At 47.2% G+C, this 22,427-nt stretch carries 22 protein-coding genes, 1 pseudogene and 1 other annotated feature; of the genes and pseudogenes, 5 read left to right on the top strand and 18 right to left on the bottom strand.

The genetic code is table 11. The features are described from left to right. Nucleotides 1-18 precede the first annotated feature (18 nt). From MKX71_RS01525 to cwlJ, 3 genes are all read right to left on the bottom strand, one after another. Nucleotides 19-195, bottom strand: coding sequence for a hypothetical protein (locus tag MKX71_RS01525; protein ID WP_003246278.1), 177 nt, complete (start codon nt 193-195; stop codon nt 19-21). An 81-nt stretch (nt 196-276) separates the two neighbouring features. After that, the gene (locus MKX71_RS01520; RefSeq protein ID WP_029726969.1) at nt 277-1,008 is read right to left on the bottom strand and encodes a VWA domain-containing protein; all 732 of its coding nucleotides are present in this window, start codon (nt 1,006-1,008) and stop codon (nt 277-279) included. A 105-nt stretch (nt 1,009-1,113) separates the two neighbouring features. After that, complete coding sequence (gene cwlJ, locus MKX71_RS01515) at nt 1,114-1,542, bottom strand: cell wall hydrolase CwlJ (protein ID WP_003246500.1); 429 nt, start codon at nt 1,540-1,542, stop codon at nt 1,114-1,116. A 312-nt stretch (nt 1,543-1,854) separates the two neighbouring features. On the opposite strand from cwlJ, the gene MKX71_RS01510 reads away from it, so the two are divergent. Both MKX71_RS01510 and MKX71_RS01505 read left to right on the top strand, forming a co-directional pair. Beyond that, the gene (locus MKX71_RS01510; protein ID WP_003246313.1) at nt 1,855-2,241 is read left to right on the top strand and encodes a YndM family protein; all 387 of its coding nucleotides are present in this window, start codon (nt 1,855-1,857) and stop codon (nt 2,239-2,241) included. Beyond that, nucleotides 2,201-2,335, top strand: a complete 135-nt coding sequence (locus tag MKX71_RS01505) for a hypothetical protein (RefSeq protein WP_119122840.1) — start codon at nt 2,201-2,203, stop codon at nt 2,333-2,335. The genes MKX71_RS01510 and MKX71_RS01505 overlap by 41 nt, the downstream gene beginning before the upstream one ends. Here the strand turns inward: MKX71_RS01505 and MKX71_RS01500 are convergent. The 15 genes and pseudogenes from MKX71_RS01500 to glnK all read right to left on the bottom strand — a co-directional run bounded on the left by MKX71_RS01500 (nt 2,296) and on the right by glnK (nt 18,526). After that, on the bottom strand, nt 2,296-2,982 hold the full coding sequence (locus MKX71_RS01500) for an ABC transporter permease (protein WP_080121049.1): 687 nt from the start codon (nt 2,980-2,982) through the stop codon (nt 2,296-2,298). The two genes, MKX71_RS01505 and MKX71_RS01500, sit on opposite strands and share 40 nt — an antisense overlap. Before the next feature lie 18 nt (nt 2,983-3,000). Then, complete coding sequence (locus MKX71_RS01495) at nt 3,001-3,924, bottom strand: ABC transporter ATP-binding protein (protein WP_038827618.1); 924 nt, start codon at nt 3,922-3,924, stop codon at nt 3,001-3,003. A gap of 91 nt (nt 3,925-4,015) precedes the next feature. Then, complete coding sequence (ycbM, locus tag MKX71_RS01490) at nt 4,016-4,951, bottom strand: two-component system sensor histidine kinase YcbM (RefSeq protein ID WP_129092910.1); 936 nt, start codon at nt 4,949-4,951, stop codon at nt 4,016-4,018. A 1-nt stretch (nt 4,952) separates the two neighbouring features. Continuing rightward, nucleotides 4,953-5,633, bottom strand: a complete 681-nt coding sequence (gene ycbL / locus MKX71_RS01485) for a two-component system response regulator YcbL (protein ID WP_009966453.1) — start codon at nt 5,631-5,633, stop codon at nt 4,953-4,955. Nucleotides 5,634-5,729: 96 nt separating this feature from the next. Then, nucleotides 5,730-6,657: pseudogene (locus MKX71_RS01480) on the bottom strand (DMT family transporter). Nucleotides 6,658-6,677: 20 nt separating this feature from the next. Further along, nucleotides 6,678-6,839 carry an anti-TRAP regulator gene (rtpA, locus tag MKX71_RS01475; protein WP_003234807.1) on the bottom strand — a complete coding sequence of 54 codons (162 nt, stop codon included), beginning with the start codon at nt 6,837-6,839 and terminating at the stop codon, nt 6,678-6,680. A 97-nt stretch (nt 6,840-6,936) separates the two neighbouring features. After that, nucleotides 6,937-7,184, bottom strand: a binding site (T-box leader). A 56-nt stretch (nt 7,185-7,240) separates the two neighbouring features. Next, nucleotides 7,241-8,161: a macrolide 2'-phosphotransferase gene (gene mphK, locus MKX71_RS01470; RefSeq protein WP_212060590.1), complete on the bottom strand. Its 921-nt coding sequence runs from the start codon at nt 8,159-8,161 to the stop codon at nt 7,241-7,243. A 276-nt stretch (nt 8,162-8,437) separates the two neighbouring features. Then, nucleotides 8,438-9,970 (bottom strand): galactarate dehydratase, encoded by a 1,533-nt coding sequence (gene garD / locus MKX71_RS01465; RefSeq protein ID WP_339231660.1) that lies wholly within the window; start codon nt 9,968-9,970, stop codon nt 8,438-8,440. Between the two features lie 91 nt (nt 9,971-10,061). Then, complete coding sequence (locus tag MKX71_RS01460) at nt 10,062-10,763, bottom strand: FadR/GntR family transcriptional regulator (protein WP_003234813.1); 702 nt, start codon at nt 10,761-10,763, stop codon at nt 10,062-10,064. 69 nt (nt 10,764-10,832) lie between these two features. Then, nucleotides 10,833-12,200 (bottom strand): glucarate dehydratase, encoded by a 1,368-nt coding sequence (gene gudD, locus MKX71_RS01455; protein ID WP_339231659.1) that lies wholly within the window; start codon nt 12,198-12,200, stop codon nt 10,833-10,835. Nucleotides 12,201-12,236: 36 nt separating this feature from the next. Continuing rightward, a complete protein-coding gene (gene gudP / locus MKX71_RS01450; protein WP_064672054.1) occupies nt 12,237-13,604 on the bottom strand; it encodes a glucarate transporter GudP in 1,368 nt (455 codons plus the stop codon). A gap of 84 nt (nt 13,605-13,688) precedes the next feature. Next, on the bottom strand, nt 13,689-15,155 hold the full coding sequence (gene gucD / locus MKX71_RS01445) for an alpha-ketoglutaric semialdehyde dehydrogenase GucD (protein ID WP_064672055.1): 1,467 nt from the start codon (nt 15,153-15,155) through the stop codon (nt 13,689-13,691). 29 nt (nt 15,156-15,184) lie between these two features. Further along, a complete protein-coding gene (gene kdgD / locus MKX71_RS01440) occupies nt 15,185-16,111 on the bottom strand; it encodes a 5-dehydro-4-deoxyglucarate dehydratase (RefSeq protein ID WP_014475678.1) in 927 nt (308 codons plus the stop codon). 227 nt (nt 16,112-16,338) lie between these two features. Further along, nucleotides 16,339-17,283, bottom strand: coding sequence for a glutamine utilization two-component system response regulator GlnL (gene glnL, locus MKX71_RS01435; protein WP_085186686.1), 945 nt, complete (start codon nt 17,281-17,283; stop codon nt 16,339-16,341). Nucleotides 17,284-17,293: 10 nt separating this feature from the next. Continuing rightward, nucleotides 17,294-18,526 carry a two-component system sensor histidine kinase GlnK gene (gene glnK / locus MKX71_RS01430; RefSeq protein ID WP_080474535.1) on the bottom strand — a complete coding sequence of 411 codons (1,233 nt, stop codon included), beginning with the start codon at nt 18,524-18,526 and terminating at the stop codon, nt 17,294-17,296. A 301-nt stretch (nt 18,527-18,827) separates the two neighbouring features. Between glnK and MKX71_RS01425 the strand changes: the two genes are divergently transcribed. The 3 genes from MKX71_RS01425 to mmuM all read left to right on the top strand — a co-directional run bounded on the left by MKX71_RS01425 (nt 18,828) and on the right by mmuM (nt 22,341). Then, nucleotides 18,828-19,811 carry a glutaminase gene (locus tag MKX71_RS01425; RefSeq protein ID WP_014475676.1) on the top strand — a complete coding sequence of 328 codons (984 nt, stop codon included), beginning with the start codon at nt 18,828-18,830 and terminating at the stop codon, nt 19,809-19,811. 22 nt (nt 19,812-19,833) lie between these two features. Continuing rightward, on the top strand, nt 19,834-21,270 hold the full coding sequence (locus MKX71_RS01420) for an alanine/glycine:cation symporter family protein (RefSeq protein WP_003234831.1): 1,437 nt from the start codon (nt 19,834-19,836) through the stop codon (nt 21,268-21,270). A 123-nt stretch (nt 21,271-21,393) separates the two neighbouring features. After that, entirely contained in the window at nt 21,394-22,341 is a 948-nt protein-coding gene (mmuM, locus tag MKX71_RS01415) for a homocysteine S-methyltransferase (protein ID WP_015252920.1), read from the top strand. Nucleotides 22,342-22,427 lie beyond the last annotated feature (86 nt).

The raw sequence follows: 22,427 nt of genomic DNA, 5'->3' as shown, positions 1-22,427 counted from the left end.
TCAAGATCCCCTCTCTCCTCATTGATCGTCTCCATTATAGGAAATCATTGTTAAACGACTGTGAAGAAGTGTGAACTGATTGTAAGCGCTGAACATTAAAAACAGGTCTTCCCTCACAAGCCTGCTGCTGAAACATGCCGAAAGCTGGCTGAATGACGCGTTTTCTGCATATCCTGTCGTTTGCAAGCCGCCCATTCGGCCTATTTTTCTTCACATGATCTTAAAAAAACAAAAACACCGAGCCATTTCGCAGAATGACTCAGTGCTCTTTATCAGTTATTTCGAAAACAATCTGCTGAAAAAGCCCTTCTTTTTCGGCTTTTCAGCAGGAGGCTCTTGTTCTCTTACAATCCCTTTTTCCTTCGCTTCTTTCAGCCAAAATGGAAATTCAGCAAGCAGAGCATCATAAAGCTCATCATCAGAAATGCGGTCAATCTCTTCGATATGCAGGAAGTTCGTGTTATCAATGACACGAACTTCTAACGTATCCAGTTTATTGAGAAAATCAAAGTTTCCGTTTCCGATGCCGACAAACTGCCAGAACACCGGTTTATCAGAAGAAGCTTCAATTATCGGTTTGATTGACTTTTTACAGCCCCCGTCATTGATAAAAACAATGAAAGCAGGATACGAGCTCGGTTCCTCCGTAACATATTTGCGCAGCACGTCCTTCATGACTGGCGGCTCATCATTTCTGCCGAATTTATGCAAGCGGTCATTATTTAAAATTTCACGATCGACATAGCCCGAAAAATCCTTTTCTGAAACTGGCTTTAATCGGGAAAATTCATTATCATACACCCATACATCCAGCAAACCGTTATCATCAAACTGATCAGCCACTGCCAAAATCCGCTCCACCACATTTTGAACCGTCCCGTTTTTGTAGAGCGGTCTCATCGATCCCGTAATATCAAGAACCAGTCCAACACGAGCCGTCACCTTCGTTAACTGCTTTTTCTCCAGTACGATCTTTACACTTTTCTTTTGCAGGTCAATTGTTGCCATTCTGTCATCTCCGTCAGCTCTTTTTTCTTTGATTATCTCACAGGAATATTTTGCATTGCATCTTTTCAAAGAAAAACACCGTTCAATTTGAACGGTGTCCTGTCTCTAAAATGTGTTATATACATTTTCACACGTCTCCGCCGTCGGCTGATAAAAGCAGTGTGACTTAAATCTGGCCACAAACGGCTGGTTATACCACTGGGCTGGACAGTCCCCCTGCGGCCTGAAGTACCATAAACTAAATTTTGCAGGCCAGCGCCTTTCACCATTAATCGACCGGCGTGCAAGGGCACGCTCGCTATCTCGCGCCCTTTGATAAAAATATCCATGAGTCACAGCCTCAAACGCGTGTGGCTGATAAATCATCTGCCTGATGGTGCGGAGGCCTTTAAAATCTGAGCAATTCGCCCGCAGCCGATTAATTCCAACGTTGCCGACAAGCAGCATCCCCTGCTTGCCTTCGCCTTCCGCTTCCGCTCTGAGCAGCCTTGCCATCAAATCGACATCCGCACTCGTTGCTCTCACGACCGCCATCACGTCACCTCCCCTTGATCTCTTTTCATCATATTTCATTACTTCAGAAGTGATGACGGAGGGACAGGAGAAGTTTTTAAATTTATTCATCTAAAAACAGCAAACATAATGGGCTGTTGGGCATCAAAGCAGCGTCCGGTGCAGTACAAGCTTCACATTTCCGCTGTCGAAGCGCCGCAGCCTCAATTCCTGATTCACATCATTGACCCCTCCCCAGCAGATTTGCACCCGTCTCCGAAAAGAAATAAGGTTTAACTTTTTACATTTGAGGAATTATACATAACAAATCAAATGACAAAAGGAGGAATTGTAATGACACATGTGAAAGCGCTCGCTATTAAAGGTATTATGACGATTATTGTGTTGTATCTGGTGCTTGGTCTGGGCTTTGGGTTCACGTTTGGTGATACGCTGCTAATGACGATTGTGTTAGGGGTTATTTCTTATTTACTGGGCGATCTTTATGTATTGCCGAAATGGAATAATATGATTGCAACTTTGGCTGATTTTGGTTTGGCCTTTCTCGTGATCTGGCTGATGGGCATGCCGCTTTCTATGGGGATGACTGGCGGTGAAGTTGCATTGGCGGCTTTATTCGGCGCGATTGTCATGGCAATCGGTGAATATTGCTTCCATTTCTATATGATGAGCAAAGAGATTGGCAAGAAGCATTATCTTGAAACAAGAACAGACTCATAATGGAAAGGCCGGTGCTGACAGCATCGGCCTTTTATACATATTGGGCGCCTTTGTTTACGCATCCTGCTTGTCCGCATTCCTGATCGCCATGTAGGAAAAGAACAATCCGAATGCCGCTAACGATAACGGGATATACACAACAGATGAAATCGAGAAGCCCGGACTTGTTGAGCTGATGAGCATCACAATTACTACAGATGAAATGATGGTCGCTGGAACCGAGTGTCTACGCATCCCAAAAAAGATGGGAACTAAACTGGTTCCAGCGGCGCCAAAAGCGAAAACCGCCATTTTGACCGCCTGTTGAGAAATGATCTCGGAAGTAAGCTCTCCCGGTATGAAATGGTAGATCGAGTTCAGCCAAAAGAAACCGGCGGCTATGAGTATATTTGAAAGTAAAATCGTGATAAACGTCAGTCCGCCCGCGATCATGAGCTTAGCGGTGAGCAGCTTTTTACGGCTGATCGGGTACGTGAACATCACAAGAATGGTTTTGTTTTTATATTCCGAAATCACCAATTTTACGATCAGCACAGCGCCAAATACGATAAATACCGCTCTGACGAAGGTACCGATGATGAGGAATGCTTCATCCGTACTTTGGAACGAAACCCCGCCATCGGCTTTTTCGGAATAACTGATCAGCCACATAAAACCCATAATGATCACGTTGGCAATAAGGGCACCTCTGATATACCAGCCCATTTTCATTTTTCTTAATTCGATTCTGATCAAATTCATCAACGTGTCTCTCCTCCTTTACGCACTGATGCTATTGCCGTTGATCAATTTGATAAAATAATCCTCCAGCGACGTATACTTTTTGTTCATTGATTCAATGTCTACATCATTTAAAATCAATGCTTTGGATATGGCAGCCTGAGAGGCTTCAGCCTCGTAAATTCGAATCGTTTTCTCATTTAATATTTTAAAGTTGGTTAATTGCAGCTCTTTCTCCAGCACAAAGCAGGCCCTTGTCTGATTCGATGTAACAAGCTCGATGTATTCAGTGTTCTGGCCCCTGACATCCTCCATTGATACCTCTTCAAGCAGCCTGCCGTCCCGAATGACGCCGATCGTGTCCGCAATTTGTTCGATTTCACTCAGCAAGTGGCTTGAGATCAGCAGCGTCATCCCGTACTCTTTGCTCAGCACTTGAAACAATTGCCTGATCTTTTTAATGCCGAGAGGGTCAAGACCATTCACCGGCTCATCCAGAATAAGCAGGTCCGGCTTCGTGAGGATGGCACGCGCAATTCCAAGGCGCTGCTTCATCCCGAGGGAAAAGGTTTTGACGGGTTTTTTGTCGATTTGTTTTAAATTCACCATATCCAGCACTTCTTGTATGGCTTTTTTATTGTGGTATCCCATATATTCACAATGCAGATCTAAATTTTCTTCAGCTGTCAGGTTTTCATAAAAAATCGGATATTCAATCATGCTGCCGATGTTCCCCAGCACCTCATATGACGTGTGGGTGAACTTGTTCCCAAGGATGATGATTTCACCGCTTGTCGGTTTGACAAGGCTCGTCAGCATTTTCATGATGGTTGTTTTCCCCGCGCCGTTCGGGCCGAGAAAGCCATAGATTTCACCTTTTTTAATATGCATGCTGACATTGGATACGACCTCTATGCCCTGATACGTTTTGGTCAGCCCGTTTGTTTGTACGATATAAGTCAACTTTGTTTCTCCTTCCCTCTCTTTTCCTGTTTTCTATTGTAGCGGCGAGCCCTGTCATTTTTATTTCTCAAACCTTAAGAAATTCTTACGATTAATATGTCATGCGTTTCAATGTGATCGTAAATGCAGTCCGTTCGTACGGCTTGCTTTGGACGGATATGGTGCCTCCCATTTTTTCTGTAAGCCGTTTTGTGATGGTTAAACCCAGTCCGCTTCCTTGAAATGCTTTATTTCTGGATTCTTCAAGTGTGTACAGCCTCTCAAACACCCGCTGCTGATCGGTTTCACTAATCCCTTTTCCGCGATCCCATACGGTGATGGCGATGTTCCTCTCATCATAAGACAGCGTCATGCCGATTAACTTGCCGGCCGCGCCATATTGAATCGCATTGGACAATAGGTTTTGCAGGATTCTGTCCAGAGCCTCTTCATTCGCCTGCGCATACACCGGCGTATCCGGGATATCGATGGCTGCTTGAAAGCCTTTTGACTGAACAGCGTCATAATAGTGCAGGATATTTCGTTTGCATATGTCGTTCATATGTACTTTGGTGATCGGGATCTCTTTATCTTCAGATTCTAATTTCGCTAAATCAAAAAAGGAGTTGATCATCTGAATAAGTTCATTTGTTTTCTGGCGGAGCTTCCCCAGCAATCTTTCCCGCTCTTCGTCCGGCATGTTCGGGTCACTTTGAATGGCTTCGATATAACCGAGAATGACCGTTAACGGCGTTTTCAGGTCGTGCGACATATTGGTCAGCATCCGCTTCATGGATTGCTCTGTTTTCGCAAACCGGGCACTGATTTGCTGACGATTCTCAAGGAAAAGATTGATGTTAACAAGCAAGTCTTTGAGCGCATGATCGTCTGTAGGAAGCAAAATTTGTCCTGCCGAATCCCGGCTGAGCATGTAGCTAAGCTGGTCAGCCGTGTAAGCCAGATTCCCGTCCCGCTTCTTTTTCATTATGAATTGAATCACATTCAGACACGCCAGAGCGATGACAGCGGCCACCCATAGCACTGTCATTCTAAAACTCTCCTAATTTATAACCGATGCCCCATAGCGTTTTAATATATTGAGGGGAGGAGGGGTCATCCTCAATCTTTTCTCTGAGCCGCCGCATATGTACGTTAATGATGTTCTGATCATCAAAGTACTCTTCATTCCAAACGGAACGGTAGATTTGTTCTTTCGTAAACACTTTTTTAGGATTTGATGCAAATAAGCACAGCAGCTGCCATTCTGTTGACGTCAGCTGAAGCGGCTCTCCGTTTTTCAAAACGGAAACATTGTCTATATCTATCGCAAGCTGGTGAATCCGGATCACCTTATTCACAGCCGGCTCCTCTGCCGAATATTGCGTCGCCCGCCGTATCGCGGCTTTTACTCTGGCTGTCAGCTCAATCATAGAAAACGGTTTGGCGATATAATCATCCGCCCCAAAACCCAGTCCCAATGCCTTGTCTACATCTCCGTCTTTTGCCGAAATCATTAAGACCGGTATATTGCTTTTTTCCCGGATGATTTTCAGAAAATCCATTCCGTTCAGCTTCGGGAGCATGATATCAAGGAGGACCAAATCGTATGAACCCTGCTGAAACAGCCGGATACCCTCTTCTCCGTCGAAAGCATGCACAATTCCAAAGCCTTCTTTTGTTAAATAATGATCCACCATTTCACTGATTGAGTGGTCGTCTTCTACAAGCAATATGCGCTGCATCTTCTCACCTAACCTTTACAAAATCAAAAAACACACACGTAATTACACTTATTGTAATTGAAAAACGTGTGTGTTTTATATAAATTATTCTTTTTTTCCTGTTTTCAGCTTCCTGTATTCCATGCCCGTAATGACAAAGAATACAGCAGTGGATCCAATGACTTGAATAAGCCGAAGCCGTTCACCGAGAAATAAAGCTCCATAGAAAATCGTCAGGAAAGGCCCTGCCATTGAAATGGCGGCGGCTCGCTGTGCCCCGACCCTCAAGCATTAGCACAAATGGAATCACAGTGGTTACGACTGCCATTACCGCGAACAAACCATACATAGAAAGCGGATATGCTGCCATTGGCGTATTCATGCCAGCCGCCGATTTTATCCCTGTGTAAAGCATCATGGCAGCTCCAGCAGCTGTCATCCCGTATGCATTGAGACGGATCCCCCCGATTTGATGGACGAGATGCCCGGAAAGGACAAGATAACCAGCATAGACTGCCGAAGATAACAAAATGAATACAGCTCCAATCATATTCGCCTGAAAAAGCTCAGCATTCCAGCCGCCCAGCGCCAAGAAAAGCCCAAACATGACCGCCAGAACTGCGAAAAGGTCCTGAATTGAAGACATTTTCCGGTCACGACACGCGGCGAATCCAAACACAAACAACGGATAGCTCATCAGCAATATACGTTCAACCATTGCGGATACATGGTTCAGCCCGATAAAATCAAGCAAGGGAGACAGAAAAAAACAAAACACTCCCGCGCCACAAGCCTTCCATAGGTCTCCTTTTTTCTTACCGTCTGGCATTGGAGGTCGGTATATTAAAAAAATCAGCCAAAACAGCGGAACAGCCAGCAGCTGCCTGTATAGCAGCACGGCATCTGGCTCAGCACCCATTTGGTATGCCCATTTTATCCAAATCGATTTAGACGCAAAACAAACTGTTCCGATCAGCAAAAAAATCGTACCTGCTACGGCCTCACGAATCTTACTCTGCTCTTCTGCTCTCATCTCAGCTCAGCTTTTCTCCTTTACTTATTCAAATGCTTTTGGATAAAATCCAGAAGCGTATATCCTTGAGCAGTCAGAATAACACCTTTTCCGCTGCAGGCCGGGCAAGGTGTTCCTTCGATTTCTCCCGCTCTTTCACATTTAGGACATGCGACCTCAAGATCATCAGTTGCAATGACCATTTGATATCCTCCTTTCTAACTCATCTGCTATGCCACCACCAGCCATCGTCCATTGGCCGTCACCTCCTTTAAGAAACACAAAAAACCCCCGTCCTATGCAAAGGACGAGGGTCTCGCGGTACCACCTTTATTAACAGCTATACAGCCGTTCACTCTAAGTACAGAAAACCTATGTTTCGATACTCCTCTCTTGGTAACGGGGAGAGAAACCCGGCATCGCCTACTATCCGTTCAGCAAAGCAATTCAGAAGCCCATTCGGCATCAGGGAAGGATCGGTTCACACCTGCCACCGACTCTCTGAACCTCCATTCTGATGCGTACTTGCTCTTCCTCACGATTGTTAATCCGTTCTATTATTTGTAAAGTTTATAATACTTGGTTCTTGAAATGAAGTCAATTCTTAATCCGACGTTACACCAAGTGCTTCCAGCGCCATATTGATGTGTTCCTCCTGCTGTGTTTGCAGAGCTAGCTTGGCGATTTCCACCGGATACGCCGCCTGCATCTCTGAAATGTGTTCCTGCATTTTTGCCCATATTCGGCCGCCTGCTTGATCATAGTATTCAAGCAAACGGGCAGTTTCTTTTTCTCCGAAAATGGTTTGATAAAGAACAAAATCCTTGGCTGGGTCAGCAACCTTCGCTTCTGTCCAATCCAGAAGTCCTGTGACACGTCCATTTTGATCGATAAGGATATGCGGCGGGTGGAGATCGCCGTGTATCAAAGAAGAGAAACCCGGCCAGTATGCATCATCATCTACCCACTTTTGCCATCTTTCCCAAAGCGTCGTAGATACGCCAAGCTTATTCTTCACATCAACCATAGAGTCTGCTGTCATTTGCCTGAAATCTTCTGGCCTTATCACTTCTATTCCGGATTGCCCAGCAGATATTTGATCCGTGCCATGTAATTCAGCCAGTATGCCAGCAAGTGTACGGACAAAATCGTCTGATGGCGGCTGATGATTCATATTCCAAACATATTGCTTTTGTTCCAAATCAATTCCAGCAGCCGGCGTTCCTTTTAACATTGGGTAAGCGATCAATTCCGGTGTATGAATTCTCCAATCCGGCACATCAGCAGTCAGATTCGCGCGGAGAAAGGCAAGCGTTATGCCTTCTGCAGATGCTCTTTCCACAACATCACTTCGCCGCGGTTTTCGCAGCACCCATGGCATACCTGTGTCGTCCTTGGCAAATACAACTTGAAAGTCCATTCCGGTTTCATTCAATTGCGCGTTCTCAGAATGAACCGTCAAACCTTGGCTGCGTGCAAGCCCGACAATCTCAGTGATAAGCTGTATTTCGTTAAGGTTTGTCATCCCATTTCCCCTTTCTCATGCTCAGGCCTGCAGTAGAGAGAAGGGATGCTTGAAGGCACAAAAAAGGGCAGGCACGCCACCCTCTTTTTTGATAACCATATAAGGGCTTATACATAGGCGGATTCATCCCGATTCTCCCGCATTCAGGCGAGAGTTGTTCACTATTGAATTCGTGTCACTCGGAATCTAATGAATGCCATGCTGGAACCCCTCCGTTCTTTGTTTGTCGATTATCATTTTACAGCATATTCCATCTTTCCGCTATAAAAACATGAATCAAGTCACTGGAGCAGGATTAAACAAGCACAAATCATTATGAAGACCCCAACGGTCTGCCCACGTTTGTTTGCGGCCGCTTGCCACATCCAAAATCGTCCTGAAGATTTCCCAGCCTACGTCTTCGATACTGGCCTCTCCTGTCGCGATTCGGCCGGCATTGATATCGATTAAATCAGCCCAATGCTCTGATAAGGAATGCCGCGTCGATACTTTCAGAACCGGCGCAGCAGCCAGGCCATATGGTGTTCCTCTCCCTGTCGTAAACACCTGCAAATTCATGCCCGCAGCCAGCTGCAGGGTGCCGCACACAAAATCGCTTGCCGGTGTCGCCGCGAACAGCAGGCCTTTTTGCTTTGCTCTTTCACCAGGGCCGAGCACGCCGGAGATGGGGCTTGTGCCTGATTTCGCTACCGAACCTAACGCTTTTTCCACCACATTGGATAATCCGCCTTTTTTATTGCCTGGTGACGGGTTTGCGCTACGGTCTGCGTCTCCCCGCCGAAGATAGCTGTCATACCACTTCATCTCTTTGATCAGCGATTGTCCGACCTCTTCACTGACAGCCCGCGGCGTTAATAAATGAATGGCATCCCGCACCTCTGTCACTTCAGAAAACAAAACCGTTGCACCTGCGCGAACCAATAAATCAGCCGCATACCCCACGGCAGGGTTCGCCGTCACGCCGGAAAACGCATCACTGCCGCCGCATTGCAGGCCGATAACCAGATCCGAAACAGGGCATGACACCCGGGTTCTGCTGTTCAGCCTGATTAACCGTTCCTCCGCCATTTCCAAAATGGATTGGATCATCGCCGCAAAACCTCGGTGATCCTGGAGCGATAGAATGTCATCATCATTTTCGGGGGCAATTCTTTCCGGGAGGAGCTTTTCACATCCTAATCCGATGACCATTACTTCACCGCCGAAGTTCGGATGCTTCGCAAGATTTTGAATCGTGCGGATCGGAATGACAGCGTCGGGCGCATTGATCGCCACGCCGCATCCGTATTGATGATGCAGCGGCACAACGTCATCGACATTTGGGTATTTCGGCAGCAGCTCTTCTTTTATTCGTTTGACTGCATAATCCAAAACGCCAACAACACATTGAACACTTGTCGTGATGCCGAGGATATTTTTTGTCCCCGCACTGCCATCCGCATTACGGTATCCTTCAAAAGTGTAGCCTTCAAGAGGCGGCCGCGGCTGCGGCACCCTGTTTGCGAGAGGAAGATCGTCTAACGCCGGAGGAGCGGGCATTCTCACGAGGGCTTCCCGTATCCAGCTCCCGCGTTTGATCGTCTCATCAGCAAATCCGATCACCTCTCCGTAACGCACGATCTCATCCCCTTGATTGAGATCGGTGAGGGCCACCTTATGGCCTTGAGGAACATCCTCTTCAAGTACGAGCCCGCATGAGAAAACAGTGCCCTTTGGCAGTCCTCCATCATTTACAATAATCGCGGTGTTATCTATTTCATGCACTTTGATGTAAAGGGGGGCTTGGTTCTTCCTGAGGTTCATCGCCATATGAAAATCACTCCTCATATATTAGTAAGCGTTTTCTAAATTGGTTTAAAAAAAACCGCAGCTCTTACGTTTCAACTGCAGTTGCTCACCATTATTTTTCATCCATTCCTTTTAGAATTTTGTCACGGACAAATTTCAGATGCTCATACATGTGGTAATGTGCTTTGTACGGATCTCTTTTGGCAAGGGCGTCGTAGATTTTTTTGTGATATTCAACCGTTACATCTCTCTCCCTGTACGGAATTTGGCTGTCAATTTTAGCATGGGTGATCAGCAGGGACTGAATCATCCCTTCAACGACGGGGTTATTGGCGCTTAACGCAATAATTCGATGGAACTCTTTATCCGCTTCACCATAAAGATTGTCAGTGCTGTTGGCAATATCGTCGATCGTCTTCTGCAAACGCTGAAGCTCTTCCTCATTGATTTTTTCCGCGGCAATTGTCACGAGCCCGAGCTCTAGCGCCATCCGCGCTTCAATGATAGCCGGAAGATTATCAGTGGCCAAAGCAAGCATGACTGAAAATGGCTGCATGCCAATTTTATCGTTGAAATATGTGCCCCCTCGTGTTTTTCTCGTAATGACGCCCAGCGTTTCAAGTGAACTGAGCGCCTCCCTAAGCACCGGCCTGCTGACATGCAAAATGTCCATCAGTTCCATTTCTGTCGGCAATTTGTCTCCGGCCCTCAACTGTCCGCTCGATAATAAATGGACAATCCGTTCGATGACCTGCTTGGCTAATGTTTTCCGATTGACTGTATCGACTTTCAAATCCTCTAAACCTTCGTACACGAACAACTCTCCCTTCAGTTGTTCAATTGTAAGACAAAATAGCGGATATGACAATATTTACAATCAAACTTATCGCACAAGACACGGGCGCTTCCGGTCAAATTCCCAGTTGCGGATCAGGAACTGCATTGGGATCGCGTCATTCCGTGCGCCTAAATTCATTTTCCGATAGATCTCATGCGCTTTTTCCACTTGTTCCATATCAATATCGACGCCTAGTCCAGGCTTATCCGGCACCTTGACACAGCCAGAAGAAATCTCAAAAGGCTGTTTCGTTAATCGCTGCCCGTCCTGCCAGATCCAATGGGTATCAATCGCCGTGATGCGCCCCGGAGCCGCTGCTGCCACATGGGTAAACATCGCTAGGGAAATATCAAAGTGGTTGTTGGAGTGCGAGCCCCATGTCAAACCCCAATCATGGCACATTTGCGCAACCCGCACCGACCCTTGCATCGTCCAAAAATGCGGATCAGCCAGCGGTATATCGACCGCGTGGAGCTGAATCGCGTGACCCATTTCCCGCCAGTCAGTCGCAATCATATTTGTCGCAGTCGGAAGCCCTGTCGCGCGGCGGAATTCAGCCATTACTTCACGAGCGGAGTAGCCATTCTCATCCCCGCACGGATCTTCCGCATATGCGAGCACATCTTGCTTTCCTTTGCATAATGCAATAGCTTCCTCTAATGACCATGCCCCGTTCGGATCAAGAGTGATCCTTGCCTCTGGAAAACGTTTCGATAATGCGGTAACAGCTTCGATTTCCTCTTCTCCCCGCAGCACCCCGCCTTTCAGCTTGAAATCCTGAAAGCCATAGCGCTCCTGTGCGGATTCGGCAAGACGCACAATGGCCTCCGGCGTCAGCGCTTCCTCATGGCGCAGACGGAACCACGCACAATCTGACTGCTCATCGCTTTGATACGGCAAGGTCGTCCGCTTTCGGTCGCCGATGTAAAAGAGGTAACCGAGCATTTTTACTTCATCACGCTGCTTCCCTTCGCCCAGCAAAGCCGCGACCGGTTCCTGAAGAAACTTTCCAAGCAAATCTAACAAAGCCGCTTCCAGTGCGGTGACGGCGTGCACAGTGGTGCGCAAATCAAACGTCTGGTTTCCTCGCCCTCCCCTGTCCTGATCGCCAAACTGCTTTCTGACCGTTTGCAATATCGCTTGGTACGCACCGATAGATTTTCCGACAACAAGCGGCTCTGAAAGCTCCAGTGTGCGGCGAATATGCTCTCCGCCAGGCACCTCGCCGACTCCCTGATTTCCGCTGCTGTCCGTTAAGATTACGATATTCCGGGTAAAAAACGGGCTGTGTGCTCCGCTTAGATTCAGCAGCATGCTGTCATGTCCCGCAACAGGAATCACCTTCATTTCAGTAATTGAGGGAATATTCGATCTTTTCTCTTTTTGAACCTGCTCTTGTATCGGTGAACTCATGCATTTTCCTCCCTTTATAAAGCGCTTTCATAAATATTAGACAGGCAACGATTGATCGGGGTCTTGTTCTTGTTTCTTTAACACGACCCGTTTGATCGGCCCGACCAGCAGCAAATAGCTGAGGATCGCCGCAATCGCGTTAGCGCCGACAAACACAAGCGCGCCATTAAAAGATCCAGTGGCATTAACAATGTATCCGATAATAATCGGTGTTGTAATCGAGGCAATATTGCCGAAAGTGTTGAACAAACCGCCGCTTAATCCTGCACATTCTTTCGGAGACGTGTCCGACACGACAGCCCAACCCAATGCGCCGAAGCCTTTTCCGAAAAACGCGAGCGACATAATAACAACGACAAGCCACGCTGAATCTGTATAGTTGCAGACAATCATACTGCAAGACAGCAGCATGCCGGCAATGATTGGCACTTTTCTTGCAAAGGTCAGTGAACGGCCTTTTTTGAGCAAGATGTCTGACACAATGCCCCCAAGGACGCCGCCGGCAAATCCGCACAGCGCCGGCAGGGAAGCGACCAACCCAGCTTCAAGAATAGACATGCCGCGGGCCTGAACCAAATATACCGGAAACCATGTGAGAAAGAAATAGGTGAGAGTCGTAATACAGTATTGCGCGATGTACACGCCAATCAGCATGCGGTTCGTTAACAGCTGTTTGATATACGGCCATTTCGATTCTGTTTCTTGTTTGCTTTTACTGTCATCCATGGAAATCAGCCCGCCGCCCTGTTCGATGTACGCAAGCTCAGCTTCATTAACCTTCGGATGTTTTTTCGGTTCATACACCGTTTTTAGCCAGATGACAGCCAGAAGAATGCCTGCAATACCCATGACAACGAAAACGGAATGCCAGCCGAAAGAGTGGGTAAGCCAGCCCATTAAAGGAGAAAAAATGACGATTGCGAAGTATTGTGCTGAATTAAAAAAGGCTGAAGCTGTCCCGCGCTCGGAGCTTGGAAACCATGAGGCAACAACTCTGCCGTTTCCGGGAAATGAAGGCGCTTCTGATAAACCAACCAGAAAACGCAGTGCAAACAGCAGGATAATCGCTGTGCCGGCGGAGAAAAAGCCAATCGCCCCTTGCAGCAGCGTAAAAAACGACCAGAAAAAGATGCTTAACGCAATGATAGTCTTTGAACCAAAACGGTCCAGCAGCCAGCCGCCCGGAAGCTGTCCGATGACATAGGCCCAGCCAAAGGCAGAAAAGACATATCCCATGGCGACCGAGTCCAATCCCAAATCATGCTGGACGGAATCTCCGGTGATGGAAAGCGTCGCTCGATCCGCGTAGTTAATAGAGGTCACAAGAAACAGCATAAACACGATGAACCAGCGCACGGACGTTTTTTTGCCCGCCGGTGTAACACTCGCAAAGTCTTTTTTCATAGTATCTTCTCCTTTTCAAAGTAGAGAATCATATGCTGGCTGTGATAAAGCTGGGAAAGAGACGCATGCCTCTTTCCAGCACCATTACGGCTTCACAAAAACGGTTTTGATCGCTGTGAAAAAGTCCTTCGCTGCCTCACCCTGTTCTCGGGAGTGGGAGCTCGACAGCTTCATGCCGCCAAAAGGCGCCTGCAGCTCAACACCTGCGCTTTCTGCATTGATCCGAACCAGTCCGGCATCGATTTCATCAATGAAAGAAAGCATTCGGCCGATGTTTTCCGTGAAGATGGATGCACTTAAACCGAACTTCACATCATTGGCAATGTTCAGCGCCTCCTCCATCGAGTCCACCTTGATCAAGGCGATCACCGGACCGAAAATTTCCTCCTGGGCAATTGTCATCTCAGATGTCACATTGTCAAAGATGGCAGGCTGAACATAATAGCCGTTTTGATACTTTCCGTTCTCCAGCTTTTCTCCTCCTATTAAAAGGGAAGCCCCCTCCTGTTTGCCTTTCTCAATGTATGACAGGCAGTTATCAAGCTGATTCTTGCTGGCAATCGGTCCCATCCAGACATCCTCTTTTAAGCTGTCTCCGATTGTAATATCTTTTGTGCGCTGGAGCAGTTTTTCTTTAAAGCGCTCATAAATTCCGCTTTGTACAATGACACGGCTTGTCGCGGTGCATTTCTGGCCGGTTGAACGGAAGGCCCCCGTTATGACAGCTTCAGCCGCAGCTTCAAGGTCAGCGTCATCAGCTACGATAACAGGGTTTTTGCCGCCCATCTCAAGCTGGTACTTAGCTCCCCTCGCTAAAGCGGCTTGCCCGATGATTTTTCCGACTTGATTTGAACCGGTAAACGTAACGGCGTTTACACCGTCATGCTCAGCAAGCCCCTGCCCGACAACAGAACCCGGGCCTGTCACCAAATTGATGACCCCTGCCGGGAGCCCCGCTTCCTCAAAGCAGGCAATGATCTTCGCGCATGTCACAGCTGTTTCTGTCGCCGGTTTGATGACAACGGTATTGCCGTATACCAATGCCGGCGCCATTTTCCAAATCGGAATCGCCACTGGGAAGTTCCACGGAGAAATCACGCCGACCACACCGAGCGGAACACGGGTGGTAAACATGAGCGCGTCTTTGTCAGTAGACGGAATGACGTCACCCGTTTTTCGCATGCCCTCTCCGGCGTAATAGCGCAGAATGGCAATCCCCCGGGCTGTTTCTCCCTTCGCTTCCGGCAATGTTTTACCCATTTCACGCGTTGCACAGGCGGCGATTTCCTCCAAGCGCTGCTCCATGATATCCGCTGTTTTGTATAAGTATTGGCCGCGCTCGGCACCCGTCAGCTTTCTCCAAGCCGTTTTGGCTTCATTGGCGGCGGCGACGGCACGTTCCACATCTTCAGCCGTTGAATTCTGTACATATCCGACAATATCATTCACATCGGCAGGGTTTTCGACCTTGACCATATCGCCTGATTGAGACTTAACCCACTCTCCGTTAATAAAGTTGAGGTACGTGTTTTGTTCCGTGATCACAGACATGCCCATTGCCCCTTTCGTGTTTTTTCTGGTCAAACCGTCGCGGCTTTTTTCGGAAAACGGTCAGCCGCCTGCTTCAAAATTGCTTCCAATTGCTGATAATGATCTTTTTCAACCGGGCCGACAGGCGGTCTGGCTGTATTCCTTACATTCAAACCCATGATTTCCATACCGGCTTTAATCAAGGATACGGCGTAGCCTTTTCGTTGTTTGCGAATGTCGTTGATCGGCAGAATCACATGCCGATAGAGTTCCTTCACAAGCTCGTCATTTCCGTTTTTCAATGCATCATAGAACATTCGCGAAATATGCGGGATATAATTTGAAATCGCTGAAGAGTAAGAGTGGAACCCGATCGGCAGATAAGCCGGCATCGTCACTTCAGCCATCGGCATTCCGTTGAGCCATCCTAAGCGGTCGCCGATCGTATAGACGAGGTTGATATTCAAATCCATGTTTCCTACCCCGTCTTTGACACCGACAAGCTGTTCACATTCGGTCAGACGTTTGATCTGTTCAACAGAGAGAACGGCGTTATCGCGCTGATAAAGAATCGCGTTCAAGTCAGTGCTTTCAATAATCGTTTTCGCATACTGGTACAGCCCCTCCTGTTCGCCATGCACCAAATACGGAGGCAGAATCAAGTAGCCGTCGGCGCCTTTTTTCTCCGACAGCTGCGCCCATTCAAGCGCTGTGCTGAGGTTGCCGCCCACCCCCGTGTAGACCGGCACCTTTCCTCCGGCTGCCGAGACTGCGACTTCCACCATTTGCTCATATTCCTTCTGGCTGAGAGATTGGAATTCACCAGACCCGCAAGCGATAAAAATCGCTTCCAAGCCCTCATTCAGCAAAAACTCAATGTTTTGAAAAAGAGCTTCTTCCTCCAGTTTTCCTTGTGTGTTAAAAGGAGCAACCGGAAAACCTAAAATTCCAGCGGGTGCTTTTCTGATACGGCTCATCAACATAACCTCCTGTTATTTGTGTATACAGCCTCTATCTGTAAGCGCTTTTATTAATTTTTCTTTCACATCCGCTCCTTCCCCATATATCCTTTTGTTTAATTGTAAGACAAATAAACAATAAGTCAATATCTTTATTTTCTGATATTTTATAAAAAAGCGGTAAATCACTGTCCGGCCGGGATTCTGCGCAGCAAAAAAACAGCCTGGTCAGCCGGCTGTTTGGTTTATATCCTTCTTTGTTTCATCGTCTCATGCAAAAGCTTTGCTTCCAAAAAAAACACGTGGATGAATTTTTTCATATTTATTCTAGCAGGTGCAAGGGGTTTTGCATCCTTGGATTGGAGTTCTTTCATTTTCTGGCTGACAACCGGAAAATCAAAGAATTTCGATGCATAGGTTTCAAATTTTGGATTCGAAAAATCAGTTGTGCCCAGTGAAGCAAAATGGTGCAGCGAATGAATAATCGCTCTGCGGATACGCTGCTCCGAGGCTTTCATTTCGCGATTGACTTCCGTCTGTGAGGCCCCTGCTCCCAGCTTCCGTACCGCTACTTGGGTGAATATTTGTTTTAGCGAAGGGCTTTGTTTTTCGTGCGGCTCGGATTGCTCGTGTTCTGCTAAATACTGCAGGACCGCCATGAGATCATGTGCGCCGCCTTCTCCCATCATGCCCAGCTCGGACAACAGGAATGTTCCTGCCTCTTTTAAACCGCTGTCACTCTTCTGCTGGGGACGCGCTTTCCGTTCAGTCCGATTGACAAGCCGGCTTAGAGAATGCTGGATGGCTCCAATCGAGTGTTCAAGCTCGATCCGCTCCTTCACCTTTTGGAGAACCGTGACAATTTCAATGCGGTTAATCGGCTTATGGATAAAATATTCGATGCCGAGCGAGTACGCTTCCCCGACCATTTCCTTCGCCTCCACTTGAGAGATCATTACGATTTTGCCGGAGTACGTATTCTGGATCTGACGAATCGTCTCAATGCCGTCTCTTCCGGGCATTAACAGATCGATTAATAAAATATCAATCTGCTTAAATTGCAGCATATGCCCTTCCACTTGGCTTCCGTCGTCAGCTTCACCAGCAGCTTCCCCGAGATCTTCGTCCTCAATGATCTGCCTTAAAATTGACCGCACCGCACGGTCATCATCTGCAATAAAAAAACGCATAGCTTTCGGTTCACCCTTTCTGAATCAAATGCCGGACAGGCAGCCTGATGGCAAACACCACTCCCCGCTGCTGATTATCAAACGTGATATCCCCTTCTAGCTCTGTCACGATTTCCTTTACGTAGGAAAGTCCGATACCTGTAGAAGGCGTGCCAAATTCGTCATATTTTGAAGTAAAGCCCGGGTCAAACACAATGTCTCCGATTTTCTCGGAAATCCCTGGGCCATTGTCTTCCACCTGGAATTCTACCATACTCTCATTTGGCTTACGGAGCCTCAGGCTGACCATTCCCTCTTCATCCATAGCCTCTACCGCATTTGCTGTTAGATTATTAATGATCGAAAGCACGATAAATACGTGATATTCGTCATGCTCTCCCTCGATCGAGCAGTAAAAATCAATCTGCTTCCCTAGTGCTTCAGCGTACTTTTCATTCATTCGAATCACGAGCTGCAGCAAATCAGAAGCCCTCATATAATCTCTCAAACTCTCATTCGAAATCAGTTTTGATAGCCCAGCGAATATCCGCTGGTTGTCCTTTTTCACTTCATGAATTTCTCCGGCCAGTCTCAGGATTCTGCCGCTCAGCTGAACATCCTTTCCCTTGATTTCCCGATAGAGCTGATACGAATCGTTTGTCACTTTCTCTGTCGTTTTCAATGTCTTTTTTAGGTGCACCGTTTCTTCATATAAATTGGAAACGATCATCAGCATGTGCTCGTGCTGCTGCCTTGTCTGTTTTTCTCTCGATTGTGTTTCATATAGCTTCAGCACACTATAAAAGCTCATCACAATAAATGTGTGAGAAATCGCAATCACCGCAATGTCAGTGATTTTCTCAGGCGTGACAACCGTATGAAAAATGAGAAATTGCACAGCCAGCTCGACACAATCTGACACAACTTCAATCATAAACCCAATGAAACCGAGCATAATCGGCCGTTCACGGAAACGATTGGCCTTTAATATGGAAAACAGACAGGCGTAAGTCATATAAAAGAAAAAGCCAGACGCTTGATCATACAGAATCGGAGTCAGTCCATTGTGTCCTCCGCCCCATAATTCCAGAAAGACGCGAAAGATGAAAACAGCCGCTCCAGTCAGAAAACCCGGCAGCACAGCGGGCACATGCCGCAACAATGATAAAAAGAAGAAAAAAACCGGTGCCCCAAAGCTGACCCGGAATTCTTCATTGAGGGGATAAAATTTCAGTTCACCGGCCAGCGGCACCGTAATCAGCATGAGGGCCAGTATATATCCGTCTTTTTCAATAAACCGTTCCAGTTTTATGTTGATCACATCCTCGCTTTTTATTTTGGGGAATCGGGAGAAAACCTGCAAATTGCTTTTGACCCAGAACATGAGGTTTTTATAAATCTTACTGCTTATTTTCAAAATGTTTTTGTCGTATTTTGTATGATTCTGTAGTCTCCATTATACAGTAATTATACCTTCCGCTATTATGAAAGCGTTTAACGCCCCCTTAGCCTTCGTTTTGATACACCTCAGTCCTTTAAGAAAAAAATCAGTGAGGAGGAATTCGATGAAAGAATTGATAAAAGAGCACCAGAAAGACATAAACCCGGCGTTACAGCTTCATGATTGGGTTGAATACTATCGCCCTTTTGCCGCCAATGGACAAAGCGCAAACTATATCCCCGCTTTAGGAAAAGTCAATGATTCACAGCTCGGCATCTGTGTATTGGAGCCTGATGGAACGATGATACACGCCGGCGACTGGAACGTCTCTTTTACCCTGCAAAGCATTTCAAAAGTGATTAGCTTTATTGCCGCCTGCATGAGCCGCGGCATTCCCTATGTGCTTGACCGCGTAGATGTCGAGCCGACAGGTGACGCCTTTAATTCAATCATTCGGCTCGAAATCAACAAGCCGGGAAAGCCCTTCAATCCCATGATCAACGCGGGTGCCCTCACCATCGCTTCGATTCTTCCCGGAGAATCGGCATACGAAAAGCTCGAGTTTCTTTACTCGGTGATGGAAACTTTGATAGGAAAACGGCCGAGAATTCATGAGGAAGTATTCCGTTCTGAATGGGAAACCGCCCACCGCAACAGAGCGCTGGCCTACTATTTAAAAGAAACAAACTTTTTAGAAGCTGAAGTAGAAGAAACACTTGAGGTGTACTTGAAGCAATGCGCTATGGAGAGCACCACAGAAGATATTGCGTTGATCGGCCTGATCCTTGCTCATGACGGGTATCATCCGATTCGACGCGAGCAGGTGATTCCAAAAGATGTGGCAAAATTGGCCAAGGCATTAATGCTGACGTGCGGCATGTACAACGCTTCAGGCAAATATGCGGCGTTTGTCGGCGTGCCGGCCAAAAGCGGCGTCTCCGGCGGCATCATGGCGCTGGTGCCTCCAAGCGCCAGAAGAGAACAGCCTTTTCAATCCGGATGCGGCATCGGCATTTACGGGCCTGCCATTGATGAATACGGCAACAGCCTCACTGGCGGTATGCTGCTGAAGCATATGGCGCAGGAATGGGAGCTCAGCATTTTTTAAATATGAAAAAAGAGGTGATTGTATGCAGCAAATCCTGGAACATATCGTCGGTATTGCAAATGATCTTTTGTGGTCAAAGCTATTAATTGTTTTGCTCCTTTCTCTGGGAATCTATTTTACGTTCAGGCTTAAGTTTTTACAGGTTCGCATGCTGAAAGAAATGGTCAGGGTATTAAGAGAAGGTGCTGCTTCCCGGTCAAAAAACAGCATTTCTCCGTTTCAAGCCTTTTGCATCAGCATGGCGGCCCGTGTCGGAACGGGAAATATTACGGGCATTGCCATCGCCATTGCACTCGGCGGGCCCGGTGCAATCTTCTGGATGTGGATTATCGCCATTATCGGATCAGCATCCAGCTTTGTGGAAAGCACACTGGCTCAGATTTATAAAGTAAAAGATGTAAACGGCTTCCGCGGCGGGCCGGCGTATTACATGGAAAAAGGGCTGAACAAAAGGTGGATGGGCGCGCTGTTCGCTGTGTTAATCACCTTATCGTTCGGTATCGTCTTCAACTCGGTTCAATCCAATACAGTCAGCCTTGCCTTTGAAAACGCGTTTGGCACAAACCGCCTGACATTGGGACTCATTTTAATTGCTGTATTCGGCACGATTATTTTTGGCGGAGTCAAGCGCATTGCAAAGCTGGCTGAATCCATTGTCGTCGTATTGGCTGTCCTGTATATCGGAGTTGCGTTTTTCGTCATTTTCACCAACATTACGCAGCTGCCAAGTGTGCTTGCGCTAATCGTGAAAAATGCGTTTGGCTTTGACCAGGCCGCCGGCGGGGCTTTGGGCGCGGCACTCATGCAAGGCGTCAGACGGGGAATCTTTTCAAACGAAGCGGGAATGGGAAGCGCACCGAATGCCGCTGCCACCGCCACAACAAGCCATCCCGTCAAACAGGGGCTGATCCAAGCTTTTGGTGTACTGACAGATACACTGGTCATTTGTACAAGCACCGCCTTTATCATCCTGTTTTCGGATGCCTATCATACTCCGGGTCTGAGCGGAATCGCCTTGACACAAGCCTCCCTCAGCTCCCATGTCGGATCATGGGCATCAGGCTTTCTCGCCATTCTGATTTTGTTATTCGGATTCTGTGCTTTAATCGGAAACTATTATTATGGCGAAACCAATATCGGCTTTTTGAACAAAAGCAAAAAACTGATTTTTGTCTACCGTATCGGCGTGCTGGCAATGATCGTGTTTGGCTGTGTTGCCAAAGTCCAGCTCGTCTGGGATCTTGCTGATTTGTTCATGGGTTTGATGGTCGTCGTGAATTTAATCGCTATTTTCTTACTATCAAAGGTTGTTTTTACGGCGCTGAAAGACTATACACGCCAGAAAAAAGCAGGCAAGGATCCGGTCTTTTATAAAGATGTGCTCAAAAACCACAATGGCATTGAGTGCTGGCCGGTTTCAGACACAAAGACTGACACGCACAACAAACAAATATCATAAGAAAAGGGTGTTCAGACATATGGGCTGAACACCTTTCTCTTTTTGCGTTTATTGACAAACACGTAAGCCTCCATTACGATTTTCATATCTTTTTCAAAAAAATCTGAAAGAAAGGTACATTCTATGAATCCTATCCAACACATACTAGATACATACCCGCTTATTGTTCTAGACGGCGCCATGGCGACCGAGCTTGAACGCAAGGGCTGTGATTTGAACGACAGTCTGTGGTCAGCAAAAATCCTGATGGAAGAGCCGGAGCTGATTAAACAAGTTCATACTGATTATTTTGCGGCAGGTGCCGATTGTGCAATCACCGCCAGCTATCAGTCTACATTTGAAGGCTTTGCCGCACGCGGGCTGAGCGAAGCGGAAGCACGCCGGCTCATCGAGTTGTCCGTCAGCATCGCAGCTGAAGCACGTGATGAATTTTGGTCGCTTAAAGAGAACCGTTTGAATCGGCCAAAACCCATCATTGCGGCTTCTATAGGCCCTTATGGCGCTTATCTTGCAGACGGGTCTGAGTATCGCGGCAACTACGCAATATCAGAAGATGAACTGATTGAATTTCATCGCCCCCGGATGAAGGCGCTGATTGAAGCCGGAGCTGATGTATTGGCATGCGAAACGATTCCGTGTCTGACTGAAGCCAAAGCGATTGTTCGGCTGTTGAAGGAATTTCCTGAAACGTATGCATGGATCAGCTTCAGTGCTAAAGACGGCCTGCATATCAGTGACGGAACACCTGCATCTGATTGCGCATCATGGCTTGATGAACACCGCCAAATTGCAGCACTCGGCATCAACTGCACGCCGCTTCAGCATATCCCTTCCTTGATAGAGGAGTTAAAAAAGAACACGTCAAAACCGATCATTGTCTACCCGAATTCAGGTGAGCAATATGATCCGGAAACAAAAACGTGGAACGGCGCAGCATGCGCAGAATCTTACGGGGCGAGCGCCCGCACCTGGCATGAAAAAGGAGCGAGGCTGATTGGCGGCTGCTGCCGGACAAAACCCGAAAATATTCAAGAAATTGCGGCTTGGGCCCGCTCTTTAAAAACAACTTGACTTATCGGAATAGTTTGTATATTCTAACTTAAAGCCGGTTCGCCGGAGTCTCGTGTCACTTTCTGACATGAGATTTTTTATTAGGA

Source organism: Bacillus sp. FSL M8-0071 (genome assembly GCF_037975455.1).
Classification (GTDB): domain Bacteria; phylum Bacillota; class Bacilli; order Bacillales; family Bacillaceae; genus Bacillus; species Bacillus subtilis.
The sequence above is the reverse complement of the archived record's forward strand: the minus strand, read 5'-3'. Positions and strand labels throughout refer to the sequence as shown.

Excerpts from the sequence above, each read along its gene's own strand:
- ycbM (WP_129092910.1), bottom strand. The coding sequence starts at position 4,951 with ATGACAGTGCTATGGGTGGCCGCTGTCATCGCTCTGGCGTGTCTGAAT.
- gudP (WP_064672054.1), bottom strand. The coding sequence starts at position 13,604 with ATGAAAAAAGACTTTGCGAGTGTTACACCGGCGGGCAAAAAAACGTCC.
- MKX71_RS01520 (WP_029726969.1), bottom strand. The coding sequence starts at position 1,008 with ATGGCAACAATTGACCTGCAAAAGAAAAGTGTAAAGATCGTACTGGAG.
- mmuM (WP_015252920.1), top strand. The coding sequence starts at position 21,394 with ATGAATCCTATCCAACACATACTAGATACATACCCGCTTATTGTTCTA.
- rtpA (WP_003234807.1), bottom strand. The coding sequence starts at position 6,839 with ATGGTCATTGCAACTGATGATCTTGAGGTCGCATGTCCTAAATGTGAA.
- glnL (WP_085186686.1), bottom strand. The coding sequence starts at position 17,283 with ATGCGTTTTTTTATTGCAGATGATGACCGTGCGGTGCGGTCAATTTTA.
- mphK (WP_212060590.1), bottom strand. The coding sequence starts at position 8,161 with ATGACAAACCTTAACGAAATACAGCTTATCACTGAGATTGTCGGGCTT.
- garD (WP_339231660.1), bottom strand. The coding sequence starts at position 9,970 with ATGGCGATGAACCTCAGGAAGAACCAAGCCCCCCTTTACATCAAAGTG.
- glnK (WP_080474535.1), bottom strand. The coding sequence starts at position 18,526 with ATGCTGATTACGGTGCCGCTGGCCGGTGAACTGAAATTTTATCCCCTC.
- MKX71_RS01525 (WP_003246278.1), bottom strand. The coding sequence starts at position 195 with ATGGGCGGCTTGCAAACGACAGGATATGCAGAAAACGCGTCATTCAGC.
- gudD (WP_339231659.1), bottom strand. The coding sequence starts at position 12,200 with ATGAGTTCACCGATACAAGAGCAGGTTCAAAAAGAGAAAAGATCGAAT.
- MKX71_RS01425 (WP_014475676.1), top strand. The coding sequence starts at position 18,828 with ATGAAAGAATTGATAAAAGAGCACCAGAAAGACATAAACCCGGCGTTA.
- MKX71_RS01500 (WP_080121049.1), bottom strand. The coding sequence starts at position 2,982 with ATGAATTTGATCAGAATCGAATTAAGAAAAATGAAAATGGGCTGGTAT.
- gucD (WP_064672055.1), bottom strand. The coding sequence starts at position 15,155 with ATGTCTGTGATCACGGAACAAAACACGTACCTCAACTTTATTAACGGA.
- cwlJ (WP_003246500.1), bottom strand. The coding sequence starts at position 1,542 with ATGGCGGTCGTGAGAGCAACGAGTGCGGATGTCGATTTGATGGCAAGG.
- kdgD (WP_014475678.1), bottom strand. The coding sequence starts at position 16,111 with ATGAGCCGTATCAGAAAAGCACCCGCTGGAATTTTAGGTTTTCCGGTT.
- MKX71_RS01510 (WP_003246313.1), top strand. The coding sequence starts at position 1,855 with ATGACACATGTGAAAGCGCTCGCTATTAAAGGTATTATGACGATTATT.
- MKX71_RS01420 (WP_003234831.1), top strand. The coding sequence starts at position 19,834 with ATGCAGCAAATCCTGGAACATATCGTCGGTATTGCAAATGATCTTTTG.